The organism is Ancylobacter sp. 3268, from assembly GCF_031456575.1.
Lineage (GTDB): Bacteria > Pseudomonadota > Alphaproteobacteria > Rhizobiales > Xanthobacteraceae > Ancylobacter.
This window is the reverse complement of sequence record NZ_JAVDUX010000018.1, coordinates 26481-46798: the sequence shown is the minus strand read 5'-3', so window position 1 is coordinate 46798 and position 20318 is coordinate 26481. Positions and strand designations below refer to the sequence as shown.

At 65.4% G+C, this 20318-nt stretch carries 23 protein-coding genes; 14 read left to right on the top strand and 9 right to left on the bottom strand.

From position 1 onward, the window contains the following. Window positions 1-244: 244 nt before the first annotated feature. Window positions 245-958 (bottom strand): FadR/GntR family transcriptional regulator, encoded by a 714-nt coding sequence (locus tag J2X65_RS21930; protein ID WP_404977779.1) that lies wholly within the window; start codon window positions 956-958, stop codon window positions 245-247. Window positions 959-1147: 189 nt separating this feature from the next. Here J2X65_RS21930 and J2X65_RS21925 point away from each other — a divergent pair, with 189 nt between their 5' ends. The 10 genes from J2X65_RS21925 to J2X65_RS21880 all read left to right on the top strand — a co-directional run bounded on the left by J2X65_RS21925 (window position 1148) and on the right by J2X65_RS21880 (window position 10125). Beyond that, on the top strand, window positions 1148-2152 hold the full coding sequence (locus J2X65_RS21925; protein ID WP_310205825.1) for an ABC transporter substrate-binding protein: 1005 nt from the start codon (window positions 1148-1150) through the stop codon (window positions 2150-2152). Between the two features lie 10 nt (window positions 2153-2162). Continuing rightward, window positions 2163-2993, top strand: a complete 831-nt coding sequence (locus J2X65_RS21920) for an ABC transporter permease (protein WP_310205822.1) — start codon at window positions 2163-2165, stop codon at window positions 2991-2993. A 3-nt stretch (window positions 2994-2996) separates the two neighbouring features. Next, window positions 2997-3800 (top strand): ABC transporter ATP-binding protein, encoded by an 804-nt coding sequence (locus tag J2X65_RS21915; RefSeq protein WP_310205819.1) that lies wholly within the window; start codon window positions 2997-2999, stop codon window positions 3798-3800. 9 nt (window positions 3801-3809) lie between these two features. After that, window positions 3810-4562 (top strand): ABC transporter permease subunit, encoded by a 753-nt coding sequence (locus J2X65_RS21910; protein WP_310205816.1) that lies wholly within the window; start codon window positions 3810-3812, stop codon window positions 4560-4562. Then, entirely contained in the window at window positions 4562-5266 is a 705-nt protein-coding gene (locus J2X65_RS21905; RefSeq protein ID WP_310205813.1) for a fumarylacetoacetate hydrolase family protein, read from the top strand. The genes J2X65_RS21910 and J2X65_RS21905 overlap by 1 nt, the downstream gene beginning before the upstream one ends. Before the next feature lie 304 nt (window positions 5267-5570). Next, window positions 5571-6758, top strand: a complete 1188-nt coding sequence (gene ssuD, locus J2X65_RS21900) for an FMNH2-dependent alkanesulfonate monooxygenase (RefSeq protein ID WP_310205810.1) — start codon at window positions 5571-5573, stop codon at window positions 6756-6758. Then, the gene (locus J2X65_RS21895) at window positions 6755-7318 is read left to right on the top strand and encodes an NAD(P)H-dependent oxidoreductase (protein WP_310205806.1); all 564 of its coding nucleotides are present in this window, start codon (window positions 6755-6757) and stop codon (window positions 7316-7318) included. Before ssuD ends, J2X65_RS21895 begins: the two co-directional genes overlap by 4 nt. Before the next feature lie 153 nt (window positions 7319-7471). Further along, window positions 7472-8467 carry an ABC transporter substrate-binding protein gene (locus J2X65_RS21890; protein WP_310205804.1) on the top strand — a complete coding sequence of 332 codons (996 nt, stop codon included), beginning with the start codon at window positions 7472-7474 and terminating at the stop codon, window positions 8465-8467. A 48-nt stretch (window positions 8468-8515) separates the two neighbouring features. Further along, a complete protein-coding gene (locus tag J2X65_RS21885) occupies window positions 8516-9283 on the top strand; it encodes an ABC transporter ATP-binding protein (RefSeq protein WP_310205802.1) in 768 nt (255 codons plus the stop codon). Continuing rightward, a complete protein-coding gene (locus tag J2X65_RS21880) occupies window positions 9280-10125 on the top strand; it encodes an ABC transporter permease subunit (protein WP_310205800.1) in 846 nt (281 codons plus the stop codon). Before J2X65_RS21885 ends, J2X65_RS21880 begins: the two co-directional genes overlap by 4 nt. A gap of 6 nt (window positions 10126-10131) precedes the next feature. On the opposite strand, the gene J2X65_RS21875 is transcribed toward J2X65_RS21880, so the two are convergent. Together J2X65_RS21875 and J2X65_RS21870 are read right to left on the bottom strand one after the other, a co-directional pair. After that, window positions 10132-10368, bottom strand: coding sequence for a hypothetical protein (locus J2X65_RS21875; protein WP_310205797.1), 237 nt, complete (start codon window positions 10366-10368; stop codon window positions 10132-10134). Between the two features lie 74 nt (window positions 10369-10442). Beyond that, window positions 10443-10949, bottom strand: coding sequence for a ferritin-like domain-containing protein (locus J2X65_RS21870; RefSeq protein WP_310205794.1), 507 nt, complete (start codon window positions 10947-10949; stop codon window positions 10443-10445). A gap of 395 nt (window positions 10950-11344) precedes the next feature. Here J2X65_RS21870 and murI point away from each other — a divergent pair, with 395 nt between their 5' ends. The 4 genes from murI (at window position 11345) to rpsD (ending at window position 14872) form a co-directional block, all read left to right on the top strand. Continuing rightward, window positions 11345-12190, top strand: coding sequence for a glutamate racemase (gene murI / locus J2X65_RS21865; RefSeq protein ID WP_310206015.1), 846 nt, complete (start codon window positions 11345-11347; stop codon window positions 12188-12190). A 122-nt stretch (window positions 12191-12312) separates the two neighbouring features. Continuing rightward, a complete protein-coding gene (locus tag J2X65_RS21860) occupies window positions 12313-13551 on the top strand; it encodes a lytic murein transglycosylase (RefSeq protein ID WP_404977778.1) in 1239 nt (412 codons plus the stop codon). Window positions 13552-13601: 50 nt separating this feature from the next. Next, a complete protein-coding gene (locus J2X65_RS21855; RefSeq protein WP_310205792.1) occupies window positions 13602-14066 on the top strand; it encodes a lipocalin-like domain-containing protein in 465 nt (154 codons plus the stop codon). 188 nt (window positions 14067-14254) lie between these two features. Further along, entirely contained in the window at window positions 14255-14872 is a 618-nt protein-coding gene (gene rpsD, locus J2X65_RS21850; RefSeq protein ID WP_310205790.1) for a 30S ribosomal protein S4, read from the top strand. A 60-nt stretch (window positions 14873-14932) separates the two neighbouring features. Here the strand turns inward: rpsD and J2X65_RS21845 are convergent, their stop codons facing one another. The 6 genes from J2X65_RS21845 to purS form a co-directional block, all read right to left on the bottom strand. Continuing rightward, a complete protein-coding gene (locus J2X65_RS21845; RefSeq protein ID WP_310205788.1) occupies window positions 14933-16033 on the bottom strand; it encodes an alpha/beta hydrolase in 1101 nt (366 codons plus the stop codon). Between the two features lie 104 nt (window positions 16034-16137). Next, entirely contained in the window at window positions 16138-16476 is a 339-nt protein-coding gene (grxD, locus tag J2X65_RS21840) for a Grx4 family monothiol glutaredoxin (protein ID WP_310205786.1), read from the bottom strand. A 175-nt stretch (window positions 16477-16651) separates the two neighbouring features. Continuing rightward, the gene (locus tag J2X65_RS21835; protein ID WP_230361076.1) at window positions 16652-16888 is read right to left on the bottom strand and encodes a BolA/IbaG family iron-sulfur metabolism protein; all 237 of its coding nucleotides are present in this window, start codon (window positions 16886-16888) and stop codon (window positions 16652-16654) included. Between the two features lie 15 nt (window positions 16889-16903). Beyond that, window positions 16904-19144 carry a phosphoribosylformylglycinamidine synthase subunit PurL gene (purL, locus tag J2X65_RS21830; RefSeq protein WP_310205782.1) on the bottom strand — a complete coding sequence of 747 codons (2241 nt, stop codon included), beginning with the start codon at window positions 19142-19144 and terminating at the stop codon, window positions 16904-16906. A 72-nt stretch (window positions 19145-19216) separates the two neighbouring features. After that, window positions 19217-19915 carry a phosphoribosylformylglycinamidine synthase subunit PurQ gene (gene purQ / locus J2X65_RS21825; RefSeq protein ID WP_310205779.1) on the bottom strand — a complete coding sequence of 233 codons (699 nt, stop codon included), beginning with the start codon at window positions 19913-19915 and terminating at the stop codon, window positions 19217-19219. 10 nt (window positions 19916-19925) lie between these two features. Further along, window positions 19926-20168: a phosphoribosylformylglycinamidine synthase subunit PurS gene (purS, locus tag J2X65_RS21820; protein ID WP_213360729.1), complete on the bottom strand. Its 243-nt coding sequence runs from the start codon at window positions 20166-20168 to the stop codon at window positions 19926-19928. Window positions 20169-20318: the final 150 nt, after the last annotated feature.

The window sequence follows — 20318 nt, the reverse complement described above, 5'->3', positions numbered from 1 at the left end:
GTCACGGCGGAGCCCCAATATGGCGGTGCGGCGCGCCAGCCTAGCAGCCCTCGCCGCATCCGACACCCGTGGCTTTCCTGATAGCGGCCGGATCATCCGCCCATGGAGCCGGATCGGCTCGACCGTACACCGCACCGGCCTGGCTGTCGGGTGCCGCATCGCCGGTGTGCGCCTATCGGCAGCCCCATGAGAACGCAACCGGTGTGGATTCAATCATCCGATTGGTTGAGAGGCGGTGGCGAAATCAGCCCTCTTCGGCGGCCCGCAACTGCTTGTCGAGCAGCTTGCGCTCGACGGTGCGCAGATGATTGCGCATGAAATTGGCCGCGCCGGCCATGTCGCGATGCTCGATGGCGTCGACGATCGCCTCATGCTCCTTGAAGCTGTGGTGGTCCGGTGCCGGCTTGACGGGCAGGGCGCGCAGCCGCCCCCAGGTGACGGCGCGGCGCACCGCGTTCAGCGTGTCGAACAGGCCGAGCAGCAGGCCGTTCTGCGTCGCTTCGGCGATGGTGCGGTGCAGGCGGGTGTCCCAGCCCTCATATTGCCGCCAGCTGTCGGCCTGCCGCGAGCGGGCGAGGCACAGCCGCATCTCGGCGATGTCCGCCGGCGTGGCGGTGAAGGCGGCGGCGCGGGCGATCTCCGGCTCGATCACGATGCGGGCGCGCATCACCTCGGCGGGGTTGGAGCGCCGGGCCAGCGCCGTGATGTCGGCGAAGGTGTCCAGCGGCCGGCTGCCCATGAAGGTGCCCTTGCCGACATGCCGCCAGATCTGCCCTTCCGATTCCAGGACGTCCAGCGCCTTGCGCAGTTCGGTGCGCGAGACGCCGAGCGCCGCCGACAGCTCCCGTTCCGGCGGCAGTCGCCCCTCATCGGCAAGGTCGCTTTGGGCAAGAAAGGCCCGCAACTGGGTGACGGTGCTCTTTTCAGCGTGCGGATCGGCGTCGGTCAACATGTCCATGCGCATCAACCAAATATGGAATTGGTTCAATCTATGTCGTGGTGCGCGCCTTGGGTCAAGCCGATTTGAACTTGACCATGCGACAGGCCCAATGTAAACCAAATGATAATTGGTATTCAACCTCGCGGAATATTTCGGCGGTTGGCCAGGGGGCGGAACCAACCGCTCGGCACTCACGGGAGACTGGAAATGCTCAAGAATATCGTGAAAGGGCTGTGCGGCGCGTCGGGCGTGGCACTTATCATTGGTTTCGGCGCCGCCGTTCTGGCTGCGCCGCAGGCCGAAGCCAAGGTGCGCGTCGCCTATGGCGACATCGCCAGCGTCGAGAATCTGCATCTGCTGGCGGCCTTCGAGCTCGCCAAGCAGAAGGGGGTCGACATCGAGATGACCTATCTGAAGTCCGAGGACATCGCCGCCCAGGCGGTGGTCAGCGGGCAGGCGGATATTGGCGTCGGCGGGCCCTATGCGCTGATCCAGAAGGTGAAGGTGCCGGTACGCATCTTCCTGCAGCTCTCGACGCTGCGCTTCTATCCGGCGGTCAATGCCGAATTCTACAAGAGCTGGAAGGACCTGAACGGGCAGGAGGTCGCGGTGCACTCGCGCGGTTCCGGCACCGAGGCCATCATGAGGCTGATGGAGCAGAAGCAGGGGATCAAGTTTTCCAAGATCAGCTACATCCCCGGCTCGGAAGTGCGCACCGGCGCACTGCTGCAGGGTAATGTGAAGGCGACCATCGTCGATTCCAATGGACGCCGGCTGCTGGAGCAGAAGGCCCCCGGCAAGTTCGTCATCCTGCCGATGGATGGCGTCAACGCCACCGACGAGGCGCTGTTCGCGCGGCAGGACTATCTCGAGAAGAACCCGAAGGAGGTCGACGTCATCGTCGAGTCGATCCTCACCACGTGGCGCGAGGTCACCAAGAACCCGGCCGTGGTCGCCGAATGGCGCGCCAAGTACAAGCTGCTGCCCGACCTGCCGGCCGATCAGGTGGCGGAAATCACGCCGTACTTCACCGAGTTGGCGGAAGGAAAGGCCTTTCCGCTCAATGGCGGCGGCGCCGCGGCGGCCAAGGACGACTTCGCCTTCTACACCCTCTCGGGCCAGCTGACCGGCGAGCCGGCCAGCCTGAAGGTCGAGGAGTTCTGGGCGCTCGAGCCGCTCAACCGCGTGCTCGGCAAAGTCGGCACCAATTGAGGCGGGTGGCATGTCGGCACCCGCTCACGCAAATGGCTCCCCGCGAGCTATTTCGGGCACCGGGGCTTCCTCCTTCTGGGGGAAGCTTCTGGAGCATCGCACGGCCCTCTGGCGAACCGCCTCCATAGGTTTGTTCTTTCTCATCTGGGAGATCGCCGGCCGCATCCCGATCAGCTTCGCCTTTCCGACCTTCCTGGAGACGCTGCGCGCCTTCCTGACCATGCTGTTCAACGGCGCCTTCGTCGCGGCCTATGCCGAGACCCTGCAGCCGCTGGTGATCGGCATCAGCATCTCCGCCGTGCTCGGCGTCAGTCTGGGCATCGTGATGGGCCTCTCGCGCTTTGCCGAATGGCTCGTCGCGCCGGTGTTCGTCGTGCTGCAGGCGGCGCCGATGGCGGCGCTCATTCCGCTGATCACCTTCGTCTACGGCATCGGCCTGGTGTCCAAGACCCTGGCGGTGGTGATGCTGGCCCTCCCGGTGATCGCCCTCAACGGCTACAAGGCAGTACGAAACACCAATCCGTCATTGGTCGACATGTGCCGCTCCTTTCAGGGCAGCTGGTGGCAAAGGATCGTAAAGATCATCCTGCCCGACGCCTCGCCAGTAATCTTTGCCGGCTTACGACTTGGCCTCGCCGCCGGCTTCATCGGCGTCATTCTCGCCGAACTGCTTATCACGCCTACCGGAATCGGCGATCTCATCACCTATCACCGGTCGGTGGCCGACTATCCCGAAATGTATGCCGCCGTCGTTTCCATCATCCTCGTCTCGACGCTGACGCTGTCCGCTCTGGAGGCCTTCGAGGTCCGGGTACTGCGTCCCGAGAAGCGAAAGGGCTGAGCCATGCGCAACATAACAGCCGCGGCGACCACCGCCGTCGAAACACCGTCGCCGGACGCCGCCGTCGAAGTGCGCGGCATCAGCAAGATGTATGCGGACATGGAGGCGCTGCGCTCCATCGACCTCGATTTTCCGGCCGGCAAGCTGACGACGCTGCTCGGCCCCTCCGGTTGCGGCAAGACCACGCTGCTCAAGATCATTGCCGGCCTCATTCCCGCGACCAGCGGCGAGGTGCGGGTGAACGGCGTGCCGGTGACCGGGCCTGGCCCGGAACGTGCCTTCGTGTTCCAGGATTTCGCGCTGATGCCTTGGGCGACGGTGATGCGCAACGTCGCCTTCGGGCTGGAGCTGAAGGGCATGGGCAAGACCGAGCGGCAGGCGATCGCCCGGAAATACATCGCCGAAGTGGGGCTCACCGGTTTCGAGGAGAAGTATCCGCACGAACTCTCCGGCGGCATGCGGCAACGTGTCGGTCTCGCCCGTGCCTTCGCGGTGAACGCCGACGTGCTGCTGCTCGACGAACCGTTCTCGGCGGTGGACGAGCAGAACCGCCGCAAGTTCCAGGAGGATCTGCTGCGCCTCGTCGAACTGGAGAAGAAGACCTTCATCTTCGTCACCCATTCCATCGAGGAAGCGGTCTACTGTTCGGACCGCATCGTCATCCTGTCGCGTCGCCCCGGCCGGGTGGCGCAGATCATCGAGCCGGAGATCGATCGCACCGCCAGTCCCGATGCCATCCGCCGCGACCAGGGCTACCTCGATACCGTCGAGGAGATCTGGCAGGGCCTCAAGCGCTATGTCGATTAGGAGCGGACGATGACTCTTTTCGGCTATCGCGTGCCGATGATGGCCTCGCTGCTGGCGTGGTGCGTCATTTGGGAAATCGTCGGGCAGCTCGGCCTGTCCTTCCTGGTCCCGCCGCTTTCCGACGTGCTGGTGGCGGCGTTCTCGCTGGTGCAGACCGGTACCTGGCAGGCGGCGGCGCTGACCACGCTGAACAGCTTCGTCATCGGCATGGCGCTCGCCATCGTCGTCGGGGTGGTGCTCGGCCTGCTGATGGGCCGCTTTCCGGTGGCGGACAATCTGTTCGGCATCTGGGTCAACATCTTCGTGTCGGCGCCGCTCTCGGCGCTGGTGCCGGTACTGATGATCCTGTTCGGCATGGGCGAGACCACGGTGGTGGTCACTGTCTTCCTCTTCGCGGTGTGGATCATCGTGCTGGATACCCGCGCCGGCATCCAGGCGGTTCCCCGCTCGCTTGAGGAGATGGGGCGCAGCTATGGGGCAGGGGGGCTTCGCCTCTATACCAAGATCATCCTTCTCGCCGCCTTGCCGGAAATCCTCGCCGGCATCCGCCTTGGCATGGTGCGCGGCGTGAAGGGCGTGGTTATCGGGCAGTTGCTCGTTTCCATCATCGGCTATGGCGAATTGTTCGAGCTCTACTCGCGCAATTTCGACATGGAAAACTTCTGGGCACTGACGATCATCCTGTTCGCCGTGGCGATGGGACTGTCAGCCTTGATTGAGAACATCGAAAAACGCGTCGAATATTATGCAGGAGTCCGCTGATGAACGCACCGCTTGACACCACCGCCTATGTGATCACCCCGCCGGGCATCCCGACCCTGCCGGTGGCCGGCAGCGACAAGCTGTTCCCCATCCACCGCATCTACTGCGTCGGCCGCAACTATGCCGAGCACGCGATCGAGATGGGGCATGATCCGAACAAGGAGCCGCCCTTCTTCTTCCAGAAGAACCCGGACAACGTCATCACCGGCGGCACCTTCCCCTATCCCGACAAGTCCAAGGACGTGCATTACGAGCTCGAAATGCTGGTGGCCATCGGCAAGGGCGGGGTGAACATCCCGGTCGAGAGCGCGATGGACCATGTGTGGGGTTATGGCGTCGGCCTCGACATGACCCGCCGCGACCTCCAGGGCGAGGCCAAGAAGCTCGGCCGCCCGTGGGAAGTCGGCAAGGCTTTCGAGGCTTCCGCGCCCTGCTCCGCGCTGGTGCCGGCTTCGCAGATCGGCCATCCCACCGATGGCAAGGTGTGGCTGAAGGTGAATGGCGAACTGCGCCAGAGCGGCGACCTGAACCAGATGATCTGGAAGGTGCCGGAGATGATCTCCTATCTTTCCGGCCTGTTCACGCTGGTGGCGGGCGACATCATCATGTCCGGCACGCCGGCGGGCGTCGGCGCCATTGTGCGCGGCGATCGCATGGAAGGTGGTGTCGACGGTGTTGGCACGCTCGACGTGACCGTGGTCTGATCCTCACATCCATCGACGTCATCCAGACAAGCCCGCCGGTCATTGTGGCCGGCGGGTTTTTTATTGCCGTGCAAGACGTTGCACGAGTCATTCCTGTGATTGACGCTAATTACCATAGAGTCTATAGAAAATATGTTGACCTGTTGCCGCTCCTGAGTTCTTCTTGGGGCGAGAAGCGCGGCGGTGGTCGCGACGGGCGAGGATTGGCGGATATGAGGCGCACGTTTCGATGTTGCTCCTGAACCAGGCGCGGTGATGCCTGGCTCCGCACATCCATCACGTCCATTTTCCATGAGTTTTGACGATGACGCTCACGACATTGCCCCCGACCGCCGGCTCCGGCCTTGATGTTTTGTGGTTTCTGCCGACGCACGGGGACGGTCGCTACCTTGGGACGGCGACGGGGGGGCGGGCGGTGACGCTGGACTATCTGCGTCAGGTGGCGCAGGCAGCGGACACGCTGGGCTTCTACGGGGTGCTGATCCCGACGGGGAAGAGCTGCGAGGATTCCTGGCTGGTGGCCTCGGCGCTGGCGCCGGTGACGAAGAAGCTGCGCTATCTGGTGGCGGTGCGGCCGGGGCTCGCCTCGCCGACGCTCTATGCACGGATGACTGCCACGCTTGACCGCATCGCCGACGGGCGGCTGCTGATCAACATCGTCACCGGCGGCGACCCGGTGGAGAACGCCGCCGACGGGATCTTCCTCGACCACGACCAGCGCTACGAGGTGACGCGGGAATTCCTCGACATCTACCGCCCGCTGCTGGCCGGCGAGACGGTGAGCTATGAAGGCAAGCACCTGAAAGTGGAGGGTGCCTCGGTGCTGTTCCCGCCGGTGCAGGCGGGCGGGCCGAAGCTGTATTTCGGCGGTTCGTCGGAGGCGGCGAACGCGGTGGCGGCCGAGCATGTCGACGTCTACCTGACATGGGGCGAGCCGCCTTCGGCGGTGAAGGCGAAGATCGCCGAGGTGCGGCGGCAGGCGGAGGCGCGCGGGCGCAAGGTGCGCTTCGGCATCCGGCTGCATGTCATCGTGCGCGAGACCAATGCCAAGGCGTGGGCAGCGGCGGAGGAACTGATCAGCCATGTCGACGACGCGACGATCGCGGCGGCGCAGAGCGTGTTCGCGCGGCTGGATTCGGTGGGCCAGGCGCGGATGCGGGCGCTGCATGGCGGCCGGCGCGACAAGCTCGAGGTGAGCCCGAACCTGTGGGCGGGTGTCGGTCTGGTGCGCGGCGGCGCCGGGACCGCGCTGGTGGGCGATGGAGCGACGGTGGCGGCGCGCATTGAGGAATATGCGGAGCTCGGCATCGAGAGCTTCATCTTCTCCGGCTATCCGCATCTGGAGGAAGCCTATCGCGTCGCCGAGCTTGTTTTGCCCCGGTTGAAGCTCAACCACGACATCGCCCGCGCGTCCGCGACCGTGAATACGGGTCCGTTCGGCGAAACCATCGCCAATGACTATCGCCCCGTCCGGCAGGTGTCGCAGTCATGAGCGGCGGGCTGAACATTGTCGGCATCAGCGGCAGCCTCTCGGCGCCGTCCCGCACCCTCGGGCTGGTGCAGTTCGTGACGGAGCGGCTCGCGCGCGAACTCGACGCCCGGGCGCAGGTCGTCGACGTCTCACGCCTGCCGCAGCTCGGTGCAATGCGTTCGCGCGAGGCGGCCGGGCGCGAGGAAACGGCCGCCTTCGCTGCCGTCGAGGCGGCGGATCTCCTCGTGGTCGGCTCGCCGGTCTATAAGGGCTCCTATTCCGGCCTGTTCAAGCACTTCATCGACTTCGTCGACTATGGCGGCCTGGTGGGTAAACCGGTGGCACTGCTGGCGACCGGCGGCAGCGAGCGCCACGCCCTCGTCATCGAACATCAGCTGCGGCCGCTATTCGCCTTCTTCCAGGCGCAGCCGCTCGGCACCGGCCTGTTCCTCACCGACCGTGAATGGTCCGGCGCCGCGCTGATCGGCGAGCCGGCGGAGCGGCGCTTCGAGCGGCTGGTGCACGAGGCGACGTTGGCGGTGCGTCGCTCGTCCCATCCCCTGGCCATTGCGGCGGAGTGAAGCCATGAGCGGCGCCGCCCGGTCCAGGGAACGATGTAGCGCCACGCGCTGACGGCGCGCGGCCTTCACGTTCAATCTTCCATTCATGCGCCGCCGCAGCGAGGGGAAATCTCGCGCGAGGAAAGCCGGCGCTCGACCTCAAGGATCTCGTGAATGAAACGTTTTTTCCGGGCCGCGACGCTCTCCCTTGCGCTGCTGGGCACCGCCATCGGCTCGGCTTCGGCCGAAGGGCTGATCCGCATTTCCGAGCAGTTCGGCACGCTCTACATTCCCTTCCACATCCTGCGCGACCAGAACCTGATCGAGAAGCACGCCAAGGAACTCGGCATCGACGTCAAGGTCGAATGGCTGAAGCTCTCCGGCGGCAACGCGGTGAACGATGCGCTGCTCTCCGGTTCGGTCGATATCGCCTCGGCCGGGATCGGGCCGTTCTTCACCGTGTGGGACCGCACCAAGGGGGCGGTGAAGATCGTCGGCGCCTTCGGGGCAACGCCGAACTATCTCCTCACCAATAAGCAGGACATCAAGAGCCTCAAGGATTTCGGGCCGAACGACCGCATCGCCACGCCGGCCGCCGGCGTCTCGGTGCAGGCGCGCACCCTGCAGATCGCCGCCGAAAAGGAGTTCGGCCCCGGCAATCAGGGTAAGCTCGATTCCCTCCAGGTGACGCTGCCGCATCCGGACGCGACCGCCGCGTTGATTTCCGGCTCCACCGAGATTACCGGGCACCTCTCCAACTCGCCATTCCAGGAGCAGGCGCTGAAGGACCCCAAGGTCCACAAGGTGTGGTCCTCCTATGACGTGCTGGGCGGTCCCTTCACCCCCACCGTCGCCTATACGACGTTGAAATGGCGCGATGCCAATCCCAAGACCTATGAGGCGTTCTTCCGCGCCTTCAAGGAGGCGACCGAAATCGCCGCGAAGGATCATCAGCTGGCGGCGGACACTTACGTGAAGATCGAGAAGTCCAAGCTCGATCCGGCCTTCGTCAAGCAGATCATCGACAATCCCGAGGTGCGGTTCACCCTGGTGCCGCTGAAGAGCGAAGCCTTCGGCGCGTTCCTCTTCCGCACCGGCGCCATCAAGACCGATCCGGGCAGCTGGAAGAGCTATACTTTCCCCGAGCTGCACGACCAGGCGGGGAGCTGAGCGATGCTCGCCCCGGCCATAGAGAGGACGCGAGACACGAGAACGGCCGTGCCGGTGTTGGAGGCACGCGGCCTGACCCTCGACTATGCGACCGAGCGCGGTCCGGTGCGGGCAGTCGATACGGTGGATTTCACCATTGCCGAAGGCGAGCGGCTGGTACTGCTCGGCCCCTCCGGTTGCGGCAAGTCGTCAATCCTCAAGGCTGCGGCGGGGTTCCTCACGCCCACCGCCGGTACTATCGGCCTGCGCGGACGACCCATCAAGGGGCCGGGGCCGGACCGCATCGTGGTGTTCCAGGAGTTCGACCAGCTGCTGCCCTGGAAGACAGTGCTGGACAATGTCGCCTTTCCGCTGGTGGTCGCTCGCCGCAAGAAAAAGGGCGAAGCACGTGAGATTGCCGCTGATGCCTTGCGGCGGGTCGGGCTGGAGCGGGTGCTGAACAGCTATCCGCACACGCTTTCGGGCGGCATGAAGCAGCGCGCAGCCATCGCACGGGCTCTGGCGGCGAGCCCGGATGTGCTGCTCATGGACGAGCCCTTCGCGGCGCTCGACGCGCTCACGCGGTTGCAGATGCAGCGCGACCTGATGGACATCGCCCGCGAGACCGGGCTGACATTGCTATTCGTCACTCACGATATCGACGAGGCCGTGCTGATCGGCACGCGGCTGCATCTTCTCAGCCTCCATCCCGGACGAACCATCACCACGCTGGACGTCTCGGCTTTCGACATACGCGACCTGGGCTCCGCCGCCTTCGAGACCGTGAGCCGGAAGGTGCATGCGACGCTGTTCGGTGACGCAGGAGCGCAGCGATGACTGATATTCCCGTGCACAGTGCCGAGATCGGCGCGGCTGGGCCGCGTCATTGGCGTGACGGCGTCAGGCGCGTGAGCCGCACCCTGTGGTTCCGGCGCCTGCTCGTGCTGGTGCTGCTGGCGCTCGGCTGGGAACTGGCGGCGCGCTGGCAGAACAATCCCATTCTGTTGCCGAGCTTCCTGGAGGCCTTTGCCGCCTTTCGCGCGGCGAGCCTGAACGAGGGACTGCTCGCCGCTGCCGGCGCCTCGCTGACCGTGCTGCTGAAAGGGTATGTGGCGGCGATCGTCATCGCCACCATCATCGTCTCCATCGCCGCGGCCAACAGCTTCGTGCGCGATGCCCTGCAGACGGTGGCCGCCATGCTGAACCCGCTGCCGGCCATCGCGCTGTTGCCGCTGGCCTTGCTGTGGTTCGGCCTCGGCGAGGCGAGCCTGCTCTTCGTGCTGATCAATGCGGTGGTCTGGCCGTTTGCACTGGCGGCGCTTCAGGGTTTTGAGGGCGTGCCGGAAACCCATCGCCTGGTTGGCCGCAATTATGGACTGACCGGCGCCGCCTATGTGCGGCAGATCCTGATCCCCTCGGCATTGCCGGCGATCATCTCGGGAATGCGGGTCGGCTGGGCCTTTGCCTGGCGCACGCTGATCGCCGCCGAGCTGGTGTTCGGCGTGAGCTCAAGTTCCGGCGGTCTGGGCTGGTTCATCTTCAGGGCGCGCAACGAACTTTATACCGACCGTGTGTTCGCCGGCCTCGCAACCGTGATCCTCATCGGCCTGCTGGTCGAGGCGGTGGCGTTTCGCGGACTGGAAAGCGCCACCGTTCGCCGCTGGGGCATGCTTCGCTGAGCGGCGTCAGCGCTCGCGCTGGGCCGGTACGGGACGTGCATTTCCCGGCACATGTCCCGGAGCCGGCTTGCGACCTGCCTTTTCGCCATCGCTTTCCCGCAGCGGACGCGCGTGCGAGACGTCATCCAGCGCGGGCTTCAGCGGATTTCCGGGTGGAGTCGGGCGGTCATCAAGAACCGCATCGACATTGGCGGGATCGATCACCACCGGGTTCTGGTCAAGCTGCCGCGGATCGCGCACCATTGCTTCTCTCCTTTCTGCGCGACAGGCGGCGTCCGCTTCGGGCGCCGCCTGTCCGGGGATAGCGGCCGTGCCGCCTAGCTGGCGGCACGCACGTTGAGCTTCGCCATCGCCACCTTGGAGAGGAGGGCGTCGGCCTTCTTCTCCTCGTCAAGCGTGCGCTGGAGCACACGGGCGCAGTCGGCGCGGCCGAGCTGGTTGGCCCAGGCGATCAGCGTGCCGTAGCGGGTAATTTCATAGTGCTCCACCGCCTGGGCGGCAGCGGCCAGGGCGGCGTCGAGCACTTCCTTGTCCGCCACGTCGCCGCTGATCTCCTCGGCTTCCTCGATGATGCCGTTGATCGCCGGACAGGTGACCGACTTCGCCTCGGCACCATGCAGTTCGAACACTTCGAGCAGGCGCTTCACGTGGCCTTCGGTTTCCTTCAGATGATTCTGGAAGCCGGTCTTCAGCTGAGGATCGGTCGCCTTGTCGATCATCGAGGGCAGGGCCTTCAGAATCTTGTTCTCCGCGTAATAGACGTCGCGGAGCGTGTGGACGAAGAGATCGTCCATGGTTTTGATGTCCTTCGAGAAGAAGCCCATGGTCTTTCCTCCGGTATCTAGGTGGTGAGGGCATGAATCGGCATCACGTCTTGCCGTGACGTCTGCCAAGTCAACAGCCCATCGCCGCCTGGGTTCCAGATTGTTGCGCCGTCTCTGCGCTTTACCTCCCGATGGCGCGAGTTGGGCGAGAAGCGGGCCTCGTGCCTGCATGCGACGAAGATCGGCCTGACCGCTACCTCCGCCGTGGTGGTGGGGAGGGAGCCTCGGCTGCCGCTCGCGACAGCTGCGACCACCAGATCGGAAACCAAGTGTTCACCTTGATGCGCCACAATGCCGCCCGGTTGGAGGGCAACAAGATGGGCATCAAGGCTTCCTCTGTTTCCGGCACGTCTTCCGCTGTTGCCAATTGCGGATTTTCCATCGGGCCATCGCTGGTGTCGTCACTTCCTCCCGCTTCTATTCCAGGCCTGCGCAGCCCCACCGTTCTCGTTTTCGACTCAGGCCTCGGCGGCCTGTCGGTGCTGCGCGAGCTGGTGCGGGCCCGGCCCGATGCGCGCTATGTCTATGCTGCCGACGATGCGGCCTTCCCCTATGGCTCCTGGGACGAGCCGGCGCTGATCCAGCGTATCGTTTCGGTCATGGATGCGCTTGTCGCCCGCATCGTCCCGGATGCGGTGGTGATCGCCTGCGGCACGGCCTCGACCTTGGTGCTGCCGGCGCTGCGGGCACGTTTTTCCGTGCCCTTCGTCGGCACGGTGCCGGCCATCAAGCCGGCCTGCGAAGGTTCGCAGACGCGCTTGATCAGCGTGCTCGCCACCCCCGGCACCGTCAAGCGCGACTACACCCAGGCGCTGATCCGCGATTTCGCCGGCTCCTGCCGGGTGACGCTGGTCGGCAGTGCCCGGCTGGCACCGCTCGTCGAGGCCAGCTTCGCCGGCGAGGCCGTCGGTGACGCCGAATTCGCCGAGGAACTCGCCCCCGCTTTCGTGCGCGAGGGCAGTGCCCGCACCGATACCGTGGTGCTGGCCTGCACGCACTATCCGCTGGTGCGCGAGCGTCTGGAGAAGGTCGCTCCCTGGCGGGTGCGCTGGCTGGACCCTGCGCCGGCCATCGCGCGCCGCACGGTCTCGCTGGTGGGGCCGGCCCTCGACGAGCGCGTGCCGGCGCCGTTGCGGCTGTTTTCCACCGGCGCGCCGCTCGATGCTGCTTTGGTCGGTCGGATCGTCGGCATGCTCGCCCGCAATGGCGAATTGGTGCCGATGAGTGCCGAACTTGCCTGAGTGATCATGCCGGACCGGTCGTTTGGCCGCGTCTCTTGCCGGGATCGCCTTCGCCAGCCACCATGCCCTGAAGTCAGCAGCCGCCCGATTCCGGCATGTTGTCGTGGAAAGCGAGGGAGGACATGCAGGGTTTTCACCGTTCCGTCCTGTCGCGCCGTGCGATGCTCGCGCTCGCGGGCGCGCTCGTCCTGCCGGCCGCGCCGACCCTGGCGCAATCCGCCAATCAATCCTTTGATGCCTGGCTGCGCGATTTTCGTGCCAAGGCCCGGGCGCGCGGCATTTCCGACGAGGTCTATGACCGGGTGACCGGCGGTTTGAAGCCGGATACCAGCGTCTATGCCAAGGACCGTGCGCAGCCGGAATTTCGCGAGGAGCTCTGGCAATATCTCAACCGCCGCATTTCGGAATGGCGGCTGGTCACCGGCCGGGCGGCAGCGAAGCAGAATGCCGCGCTGCTGAAGCGCCTCAACAGGGATTTCGGCGTCGAACCCGACGTGCTGCTCGGCTTGTGGGGGATGGAGAGCGCCTTCGGCGAACTCGTCACCGACGAGGATCACATGAAGCCGGTCTTCCCTTCGCTGGCGGCGCTCGCCTGGGGCGAGCCGCGCCGGCGCCGCTATTGGGAAACCGAGTTGCTCAATGCCTTCGCCATCGTCCAGCGCGGCTGGGGCACGCCGGACATGATGCTCGGCTCCTGGGCCGGCGCGATGGGCCATACCCAGTGGATGCCGGAGGTGTGGCTCAATCTCGGCATCGATTATGACGGCGATGGCAGGGTGTCGCCCTATGAGGTCGGTGACGCGCTCGCCGGCTCCTCCCGCTATCTGATCAAGCGCGGCAAATATCAGGCCGGCTTGCCCTGGGGGCTCGAAGTGACCGTACCGGCCAGCGCCGCCCGCTACGCCGACGCCCAGTCGGTGCGCACCGTGGCGGAGTGGGGCAAGCTCGGCGTCACGGCGGCCGGAGGAGGGCGCCTCACCCATGCCGCCGCCCGTACGAGGCTGTGGGCGCCAGTCGGCATCGAGGGGCCAAGCTTCCTGCTGACGCAGAATTTCTATGCGGTGCGCTCCTATAATCCGTCGATGAACTACGCGCTTGCCGTCTGCCATCTCGGCGATCGCGTGCTCGGCGGCGAAGGGTTCATAACGCCGTTTCCCGGCGGCGAGCGGACGCTGACTCTGGCGGAGATCCAGGAGGTGCAAAAGCGCCTCACCGCGGCCGGCTTCGACACCGGCGGCGTCGACGGGCGGGTTGGCAACTTGACCATGCGCGCCGTCGCCAATTTCCAGCGCCGTTCCGGTATGAAGCCGGACGGCTATGCCGGGCTCGATGTGCTGGCGGCGCTGAGGAAGGGGCGCTAAAATCACGGCGCGCTGAAACGGGTTCGCGACACGCGGTCCGGGAGAGCTCGATGAACGCTGCCGATCTCACGGGTGTCTGGCTGTTGCGGAGCTTTCAGTTCGAGGAGGTCGAAACCGGCCTGCTGAGCGAACCGCTTGGCGAGCATCCAGCTGGAACGATCATGTTTCACCCGTATGGCCGTTTCTTTGCGCTTCTGACCGCCGGCGAGCGGCCGACACCCGCCAATGCGCTCGAACGGGCAGCGGATTACGAGCGGCTTGTCGCCTATTCGGGAGCGTATCGCCTGGAAATGCCGAATATGCTCGTCACGCACGTGGATATGGCGTGGTTTCCGTCCTGGATCGGCACCGAGCAAAGGCGCTTCTGTACATTGAGAGGCGACGAACTCGATCTCGTCAGCGCACCGCTGTACATGCCCGGCGCCATTGGAACGAGACGCCAAGTCATCGCCCATGTCGGCTGGCGTCGCGAAGGGACGCCGCAGCATCATGAGCTCAAGACGCCGGGCCCTTGACCCCATGAGCGTTTGCCACTAAGGAGCCTGACCTCGCCGGGCCTCTGTACGTTCGGCGAGACTGTTTCACGCACCCGTGGTTCCGTTCGGCGCGTTCGACCGGAGCCTGTCGGTCCTGCAAGTTGATTGCTTGCGAGACAAAGGAGGGGGCGCGATCCAAACCGCAACCTTGCGAAGAGGACCAGCGCATGAGCAAGCGCGTTTCGGCCAAGCATAAGCTTGACCGCCGTATGGGCGAGAACATCTGGGGCCGCCCGAAGAGCCCCGTCAACAAGCGTGAATACGGCCCCGGCCAGCACGGCCAGCGCCGCAAGGGCAAGCTTTCCGACTTCGGCGTGCAGCTGCGCGCCAAGCAGAAGCTGAAGGGCTACTACGCCTCGATCGGCGAGAAGCAGTTCTATGCGATCTATGTGGAAGCCGCGCGCCTGAAGGGCGATACCGGCGCCAACCTGATCGGCCTGCTTGAGCGTCGCCTCGATGCCGTCGTCTATCGTGCCAAGTTCGTCCCCACCGTGTTCGCCGCCCGCCAGTTCGTGAGCCACGGCCACGTGAAGGTGAACGGCCGCCGCGTCAACATCCCGTCCTACCAGGTGAAGGTCGGCGATGTGATCGAGGTGAAGGACGCGTCCAAGCAGATGGCGCTGGTTATGGAAGCTGCGGCTTCCGGCGAGCGTGACGTGCCGGATTATCTCGAGGTCGACGGTCACAAGCTGACCGCGAAGTTCACTCGCGTGCCGGAACTGAACGAAGTGCCCTATCCGGTGGTGATGGAGCCAAACCTCGTCGTCGAATATTATTCGCGCTGAGTTGCGGGTTTCTATCCAGACGAGAAAGCCGCCCTTGGGGCGGCTTTTTTGTTGCCTTCTTTAGCCGGCGGGACGTGGCTTGATGCGATATTGCCGCCCGGCGCGCACGGCAACGCGGCCGGTGACCTGATCGGGGCCCTTGCCGGCCATCACCTGCCGCACATCGGCGATCACCTCCGGGCGGATGCGGTAATATTGATGGTTGGCGTGAGTGAGCCCCGTCGCGCACACATCGGCGCAATCGATGCCGTAGATGGCGGAATCGAGCCCGTCGAATGTGCGCGGCCCCCAGGCACCGAGCCGGTCGGGATTGAGCTTGGTGGTGTCGCTGATGATCAGGGCGAGGTCGCGGCGTGCATGGTAGACGTGGATCGCCTCGGCGAGCTGCGGCAGCAGGCCGAGCTTGTTGTTGTGCTCGAGGGCATCGGCATCCTCATCCGCCGCCATCAGGAAGGCATTGGTGAAGATCTTCGGCAGGCGGGCGCCGCTATTGAAGCCGCGCAGGGCGAGCAGGGCGTGGCGCAGTGCCCAGTTGCCCATGCTGTGGGTGACAAGATGCAGCTTTTGCCCGCAAGGCTCGCGGCCCATAGCGCGGTCCTCGCGCCGTAGTTCGAGCAGGAAGTCGATAAGCCGCTTCAGGCTGCGGCCGATGGCCTTTCCCGAGGCTTCGGCGTCGTCGCGATCGCCGAAATACTTCCATTTGGATTCCGTGGCGGCGCTTTCGCCAAGGCCGAGTCCATCGCCGTCATCGGCCGGCCAGGAGAAAGCGAAGACCAGCGGCGCCTTGCCGCCGACGCGCCAATTCGCCTCCAGCTGGGCGGCGCGCAGAATGCAGGTCTCGAAGCTGGAATTGAAGCCGTGAATATAGGCGATCACCTCGCGGGATTCCTCCCGCACCGCCTGCGTCATCGAGGCGAACACGCCGGTCGAGCCGATCATTTCGGCCGAAGGAGGCGCTCCCGGAGGGGCGGGATGCTCCTCCGCCACCGTCACCGAACGCAGGACAAAGCCGTCATCCGGATCTGCCGCATCCGGGACGCGGTCGACCTCGGCATAGCCGACTCGGTAGAAGGCCGGCCCTTCCGCATTATAGCGATTGCCGAATGGAACCCGCGATCCGGCGATGAGGCGCCGGTTCGTCGCATAATAGATGCGTGCCATGGCATTCCCCCCGAGCTTGGCCCGGAGGGAATTACCGCACTAGCCGGGCGAAGAAGCAAGCCGCGCAGAAGGAGGTGGTGTCGAGCGCCGGTGGCGCCCCGGCGTCACGCCGAGGCGCGACCCATCACCGGCACGCCCTTCTCCTCGAGCAGGCTCTGCAGCTCGCCAGCCTGGAACATCTCGCGGACGATGTCGCAGCCGCCGATGAACTCGCCCTTCACGAAGACCTGGGGCACGGTCGGCCAGTTGGTGTAGTCCTTGATGCCCTGGCGGATCTCGTCGGAATCGAGAACGTTGATGCCCTTGTAATCGACGCCGAGGTGGTTGAGAATCTGCGCCACCTGTCCGGAGAAGCCGCACATCGGGAACTGCGGCGTCCCCTTCATGAAGACGACGACGTCGTTGCTCTTCACCTGGTTGTCGATGAAATCCTGGATGCTCATGTAGCGTTCACCCGTCTCAGGCTCCCACGGGGGCCCTGTGTGTCTCTATGCGATCATAGGTGATGGCGCGCGGGGCACCATTCAACCCTTCGCCTCTACATATAGATGAAGCCCGGCACGCTGTCGCGGCCGGGCTTCATGATGTCGTCCCACGCCCCTGAACATGGCGGGATTGTCAGGCTTTCGGCACTTCCGTCTGCAGGGCGAGGGCATGCAGGACCCCGCCCATGGGCGCGCCGATGGCCGCATAGACCATCTGGTGCTGCTGCACGCGGGACTTGCCGCGAAAGCTCTCGCTCACCACGGTGGCGTGCCAGTGATTATTGTCGCCGGCCAGATCGCGCATGACGACCTGCGCATCCGGCAGGCCCTGCCGGATCAGCTTCTCGATCTCGGATGCTTCCATTGCCATGACAGGTCGGCTCCCTCACATCATGCCCGCGCCCATATAGATGGGCAGCCAGGATTCGGAACGCTCGCGCAGCGCATCGATGACGATGGGGCGCTCGCCGGGAATGGTCAGTTTGTCGCCGCCGGTGCTGCCGAGCTTGGCGATCGGGACGCCGGCGGATTCGGCGCGCTTGAAGATCGTCGCCTTCTCGCCGGCGGTCACGGTGACAAGGTAGCGCGCCTGATCCTCGCCGAACCAGAAGGCGTGCGGATTCACGTCCGTCGGCTGGGCGAGCAGCGAGGCGCCGATACCCGATGCCATCGCCATCTCGGCCAGCGCCACCAGCAGGCCGCCGTCGGAGACGTCGTGCACGGCGGTGACGAGGCCCTCGGCAATCAGTTCGCGCACGAAGTCGCCATGCTTGCGTTCGACCGCGAGGTCGACCGGCGGCGGCGCGCCTTCCTCGCGGTCGAGGATTTCGGACAGGAAGGCGGACTGGCCGAGCCACCCCGAGGTTTCGCCAATGACCAGAATAACTTCGCCGGAATCCTTGAAGGCAAGTGTCGCCATCTTCTCGATGTCGTCAATGACGCCGACGCCGCCAATGGTCGGGGTCGGCAGGATGCCGCGGCCGTTCGTCTCGTTGTACAGGCTGACATTGCCGGAGACGACCGGGAAGTCGAGCTCTTTCGCCGCCGCGCCGATGCCGCGCAGGCAGCCCACCAGCTGGCCCATGATCTCCGGCTTCTCGGGGTTGCCGAAGTTGAGGTTGTCGGTGAGGGCCAGCGGGGTGGCGCCGACGGCGGTGATGTTCCGCCAGACTTCCGCCACCGCCTGCTTGCCGCCCTCGAACGGGTCGGCCTCGCAATAGCGCGGGGTGACGTCGCAGGCCATGGCGAGGCCCTTGGGGCCATCCTGCACCCGCACCACCGCCGCGTCGCCGCCCGGGCGCTGCACGGTGTTGTTGAGGATCAGGTGGTCGTACTGCTCCCAGATCCAGCGCTTTGAAGCGAAATCGGGGGAGCCGATCAGCCGCTCGAGTGCGCCGGGAATGGTAGCGGCGATTTCCAGCGACGACGGGTCGATGCGCTGCTGCTTGGGCGTTTCCACCCAGGGACGGTCATAGAGCGGCGCCTCGTCGCCGAGTTCCTTGATCGGCAGGTCTGCCTTCACCTCGCCCTTGTGCTTGACGACGAAGCGCAGCGTGTCGGTGGTGTGGCCGACGATGGCGAAGTCGAGCCCCCATTTGCGGAAAATCGCCTCGGCTTCATCTTCCTTGCCCGGGGCGATGACCATGAGCATGCGCTCCTGGCTCTCGGAGAGCATCATCTCATAGGCGCTCATGCCCGTCTCGCGGCAGGGCAGCCTGTCGAGGTCGAGCTCGATGCCGAGATCGCCTTTGGCGCCCATTTCCACCGCCGAACAGGTGAGGCCGGCCGCGCCCATGTCCTGGATGGCGACGACGCAGCCGGCCTCCATGATTTCGAGGCAGGCCTCGAGCAGAAGCTTTTCGGCGAAAGGATCGCCGACCTGCACCGTCGGGCGCTTTTCTTCCGCGCCTTCGCCGAATTCGGCGGAGGCCATGCTGGCGCCGTGGATGCCGTCGCGGCCGGTCTTGGAGCCGAGATAGACCACCGGCAGTCCGACGCCGGTCGCCTTGGCGTAGAAGATCTTGTCGGCGTCGGCGAGGCCGACCGCCATGGCGTTGACCAGGCAGTTGCCGTCGTAGCGGGTGTGGAAGCCGACAAGGCCGCCGACGGTCGGCACGCCGAAGGAATTGCCGTAGCCGCCAATGCCGGCGACGACGCCGGCCACCAGATGCTTGGTGCGCGGATGTGCCGGATCGCCGAAGCGTAGCGCATTGAGCGCCGCGATCGGGCGGGCGCCCATGGTGAACACGTCGCGCAATATGCCGCCGACCCCGGTCCCCGCGCCCTGATAGGGCTCGATATAGGAGGGGTGGTTGTGGCTCTCCATCTTGAACACCGCAGCGAGACCGTCGCCGATGTCGATGACGCCGGCATTCTCGCCCGGCCCCTGGATCACCCACGGCGCCTTGGTCGGCAGGCCGCGCAGATGCAGCCGCGACGATTTGTAGGAGCAGTGTTCGTTCCACATTGCCGAGAAGATGCCGAGCTCGGTGAAGCTCGGCTCGCGGCCGATCAGCTTCAGGATGCGCTCGTACTCGTCGGGCTTGAGGCCGTGTTCGGCGACGAGCTCGGGAGTGATCTTCGGTTCTTTGGCGGGTTCTTGGACAGGCGTATCGAGGACAGTCATGCGCGGGCCGTCACATTCCGTTTCGCTGGCAGGCGGGCGCCGTCGGGGGCGGGCGAAGGGAGCCGCAGGGCGTCACGCCTTCTCCAATATCCCGGCGAGGCTCTCGAACAAGGCGCGCCCGTCGGTCGGGCCGATCAGCGGGTCGACATGATTTTCGGGATGCGGCATCAGCCCGAGCACGTTGAACTTCTCGGACACGATACCGGCGATGGAGTTGGCGGCGCCATTGAGCACCTGGGTGTCGTCACGCTTGCCGTCCGCCACCACATAGCGGAACACCACGCGGCCTTCGCCCTCCAGACGCGCCAGCGTCTCGGCGTCGGCGGTGTAGTTGCCCTCGCCATGCGCCACCGGGTAGCGCACGATGGCGCCCTTGGCGTAGCGGCGGGTGAAGGGCGTGTCGTTGCGTTCGACCTTGAGCAGGGCCTCGCGGCAGATAAAGCGCAGCCGGGCGTTGCGGACCAGCACGCCAGGGAGCAGGCCGCTCTCGCACAGGATCTGGAAGCCGTTGCAGATGCCCAACACCAGCCCGCCGCGCGCGGCATGGGCGCGTACCGCATCCATGATGGCGGCGCGGGCGGCGATGGCGCCGCAGCGCAAATAATCGCCATAAGAGAAGCCGCCCGGCAGCACCACGAGATCGGTGCCGGCGGGAAGCTCGGTCTCGGCGTGCCAGACGATGGCCGGCTGCGTGCCCGTAACGGTCCTGAGGGCGTGCGCGACATCGCCCTCGCGGTTCGAGCCGGGGAAGAGGAGAACGGCGGCTTTCATCAGCGCGGCCTCACCCGACGAATTCGATACGGTAGGTTTCGATCACCGTATTGGCCAGCAGCTTCTCGCAGGCGTCCTTCAGCGTGGCCTCGGCCTTGGCGCGGTCGCCGCCGTCGAGCTCGACGTCGAACACCTTGCCCTGGCGAACGCTGCCAACGCCCGGCACACCGAGCGAGCGCAGAGCGCCCTCGATGGCCTTGCCCTGCGGATCGAGGACGGCGGATTTGAGGGTGACGAGGACGCGCGCCTTCATGGAACCACTCTTCAGATCGATCGTCGCCGGGGACGATCTCGAGAAACCGGCGGAAAACAGAAACGGGGGCGTTTCGGCCCCCGCCTATCATCGGAATGCGCGGGGCTCAATGCCCCAACGCAACATGGCTGCCCGGCGCGGCGTGCAGTC

What these genes read in the sequence shown, in the direction of transcription:
- purL (WP_310205782.1), bottom strand. Translation starts at nt 19,144, where the DNA reads ATGACTGTCCTCGATACGCCTGTCCAAGAACCCGCCAAAGAACCGAAG.
- J2X65_RS21890 (WP_310205804.1), top strand. Translation starts at nt 7,472, where the DNA reads ATGAAACGTTTTTTCCGGGCCGCGACGCTCTCCCTTGCGCTGCTGGGC.
- J2X65_RS21870 (WP_310205794.1), bottom strand. Translation starts at nt 10,949, where the DNA reads ATGGGCTTCTTCTCGAAGGACATCAAAACCATGGACGATCTCTTCGTC.
- J2X65_RS21895 (WP_310205806.1), top strand. Translation starts at nt 6,755, where the DNA reads ATGAGCGGCGGGCTGAACATTGTCGGCATCAGCGGCAGCCTCTCGGCG.
- rpsD (WP_310205790.1), top strand. Translation starts at nt 14,255, where the DNA reads ATGAGCAAGCGCGTTTCGGCCAAGCATAAGCTTGACCGCCGTATGGGC.
- J2X65_RS21920 (WP_310205822.1), top strand. Translation starts at nt 2,163, where the DNA reads ATGTCGGCACCCGCTCACGCAAATGGCTCCCCGCGAGCTATTTCGGGC.
- J2X65_RS21915 (WP_310205819.1), top strand. Translation starts at nt 2,997, where the DNA reads ATGCGCAACATAACAGCCGCGGCGACCACCGCCGTCGAAACACCGTCG.
- J2X65_RS21860 (WP_404977778.1), top strand. Translation starts at nt 12,313, where the DNA reads ATGCAGGGTTTTCACCGTTCCGTCCTGTCGCGCCGTGCGATGCTCGCG.
- J2X65_RS21855 (WP_310205792.1), top strand. Translation starts at nt 13,602, where the DNA reads ATGAACGCTGCCGATCTCACGGGTGTCTGGCTGTTGCGGAGCTTTCAG.
- purS (WP_213360729.1), bottom strand. Translation starts at nt 20,168, where the DNA reads ATGAAGGCGCGCGTCCTCGTCACCCTCAAATCCGCCGTCCTCGATCCG.
- J2X65_RS21930 (WP_404977779.1), bottom strand. Translation starts at nt 958, where the DNA reads ATGGACATGTTGACCGACGCCGATCCGCACGCTGAAAAGAGCACCGTC.
- J2X65_RS21880 (WP_310205800.1), top strand. Translation starts at nt 9,280, where the DNA reads ATGACTGATATTCCCGTGCACAGTGCCGAGATCGGCGCGGCTGGGCCG.
- ssuD (WP_310205810.1), top strand. Translation starts at nt 5,571, where the DNA reads ATGACGCTCACGACATTGCCCCCGACCGCCGGCTCCGGCCTTGATGTT.
- grxD (WP_310205786.1), bottom strand. Translation starts at nt 16,476, where the DNA reads ATGAGCATCCAGGATTTCATCGACAACCAGGTGAAGAGCAACGACGTC.
- J2X65_RS21910 (WP_310205816.1), top strand. Translation starts at nt 3,810, where the DNA reads ATGACTCTTTTCGGCTATCGCGTGCCGATGATGGCCTCGCTGCTGGCG.
- J2X65_RS21925 (WP_310205825.1), top strand. Translation starts at nt 1,148, where the DNA reads ATGCTCAAGAATATCGTGAAAGGGCTGTGCGGCGCGTCGGGCGTGGCA.
- purQ (WP_310205779.1), bottom strand. Translation starts at nt 19,915, where the DNA reads ATGAAAGCCGCCGTTCTCCTCTTCCCCGGCTCGAACCGCGAGGGCGAT.
- J2X65_RS21835 (WP_230361076.1), bottom strand. Translation starts at nt 16,888, where the DNA reads ATGGCAATGGAAGCATCCGAGATCGAGAAGCTGATCCGGCAGGGCCTG.
- J2X65_RS21905 (WP_310205813.1), top strand. Translation starts at nt 4,562, where the DNA reads ATGAACGCACCGCTTGACACCACCGCCTATGTGATCACCCCGCCGGGC.
- J2X65_RS21845 (WP_310205788.1), bottom strand. Translation starts at nt 16,033, where the DNA reads ATGGCACGCATCTATTATGCGACGAACCGGCGCCTCATCGCCGGATCG.
- J2X65_RS21875 (WP_310205797.1), bottom strand. Translation starts at nt 10,368, where the DNA reads ATGGTGCGCGATCCGCGGCAGCTTGACCAGAACCCGGTGGTGATCGAT.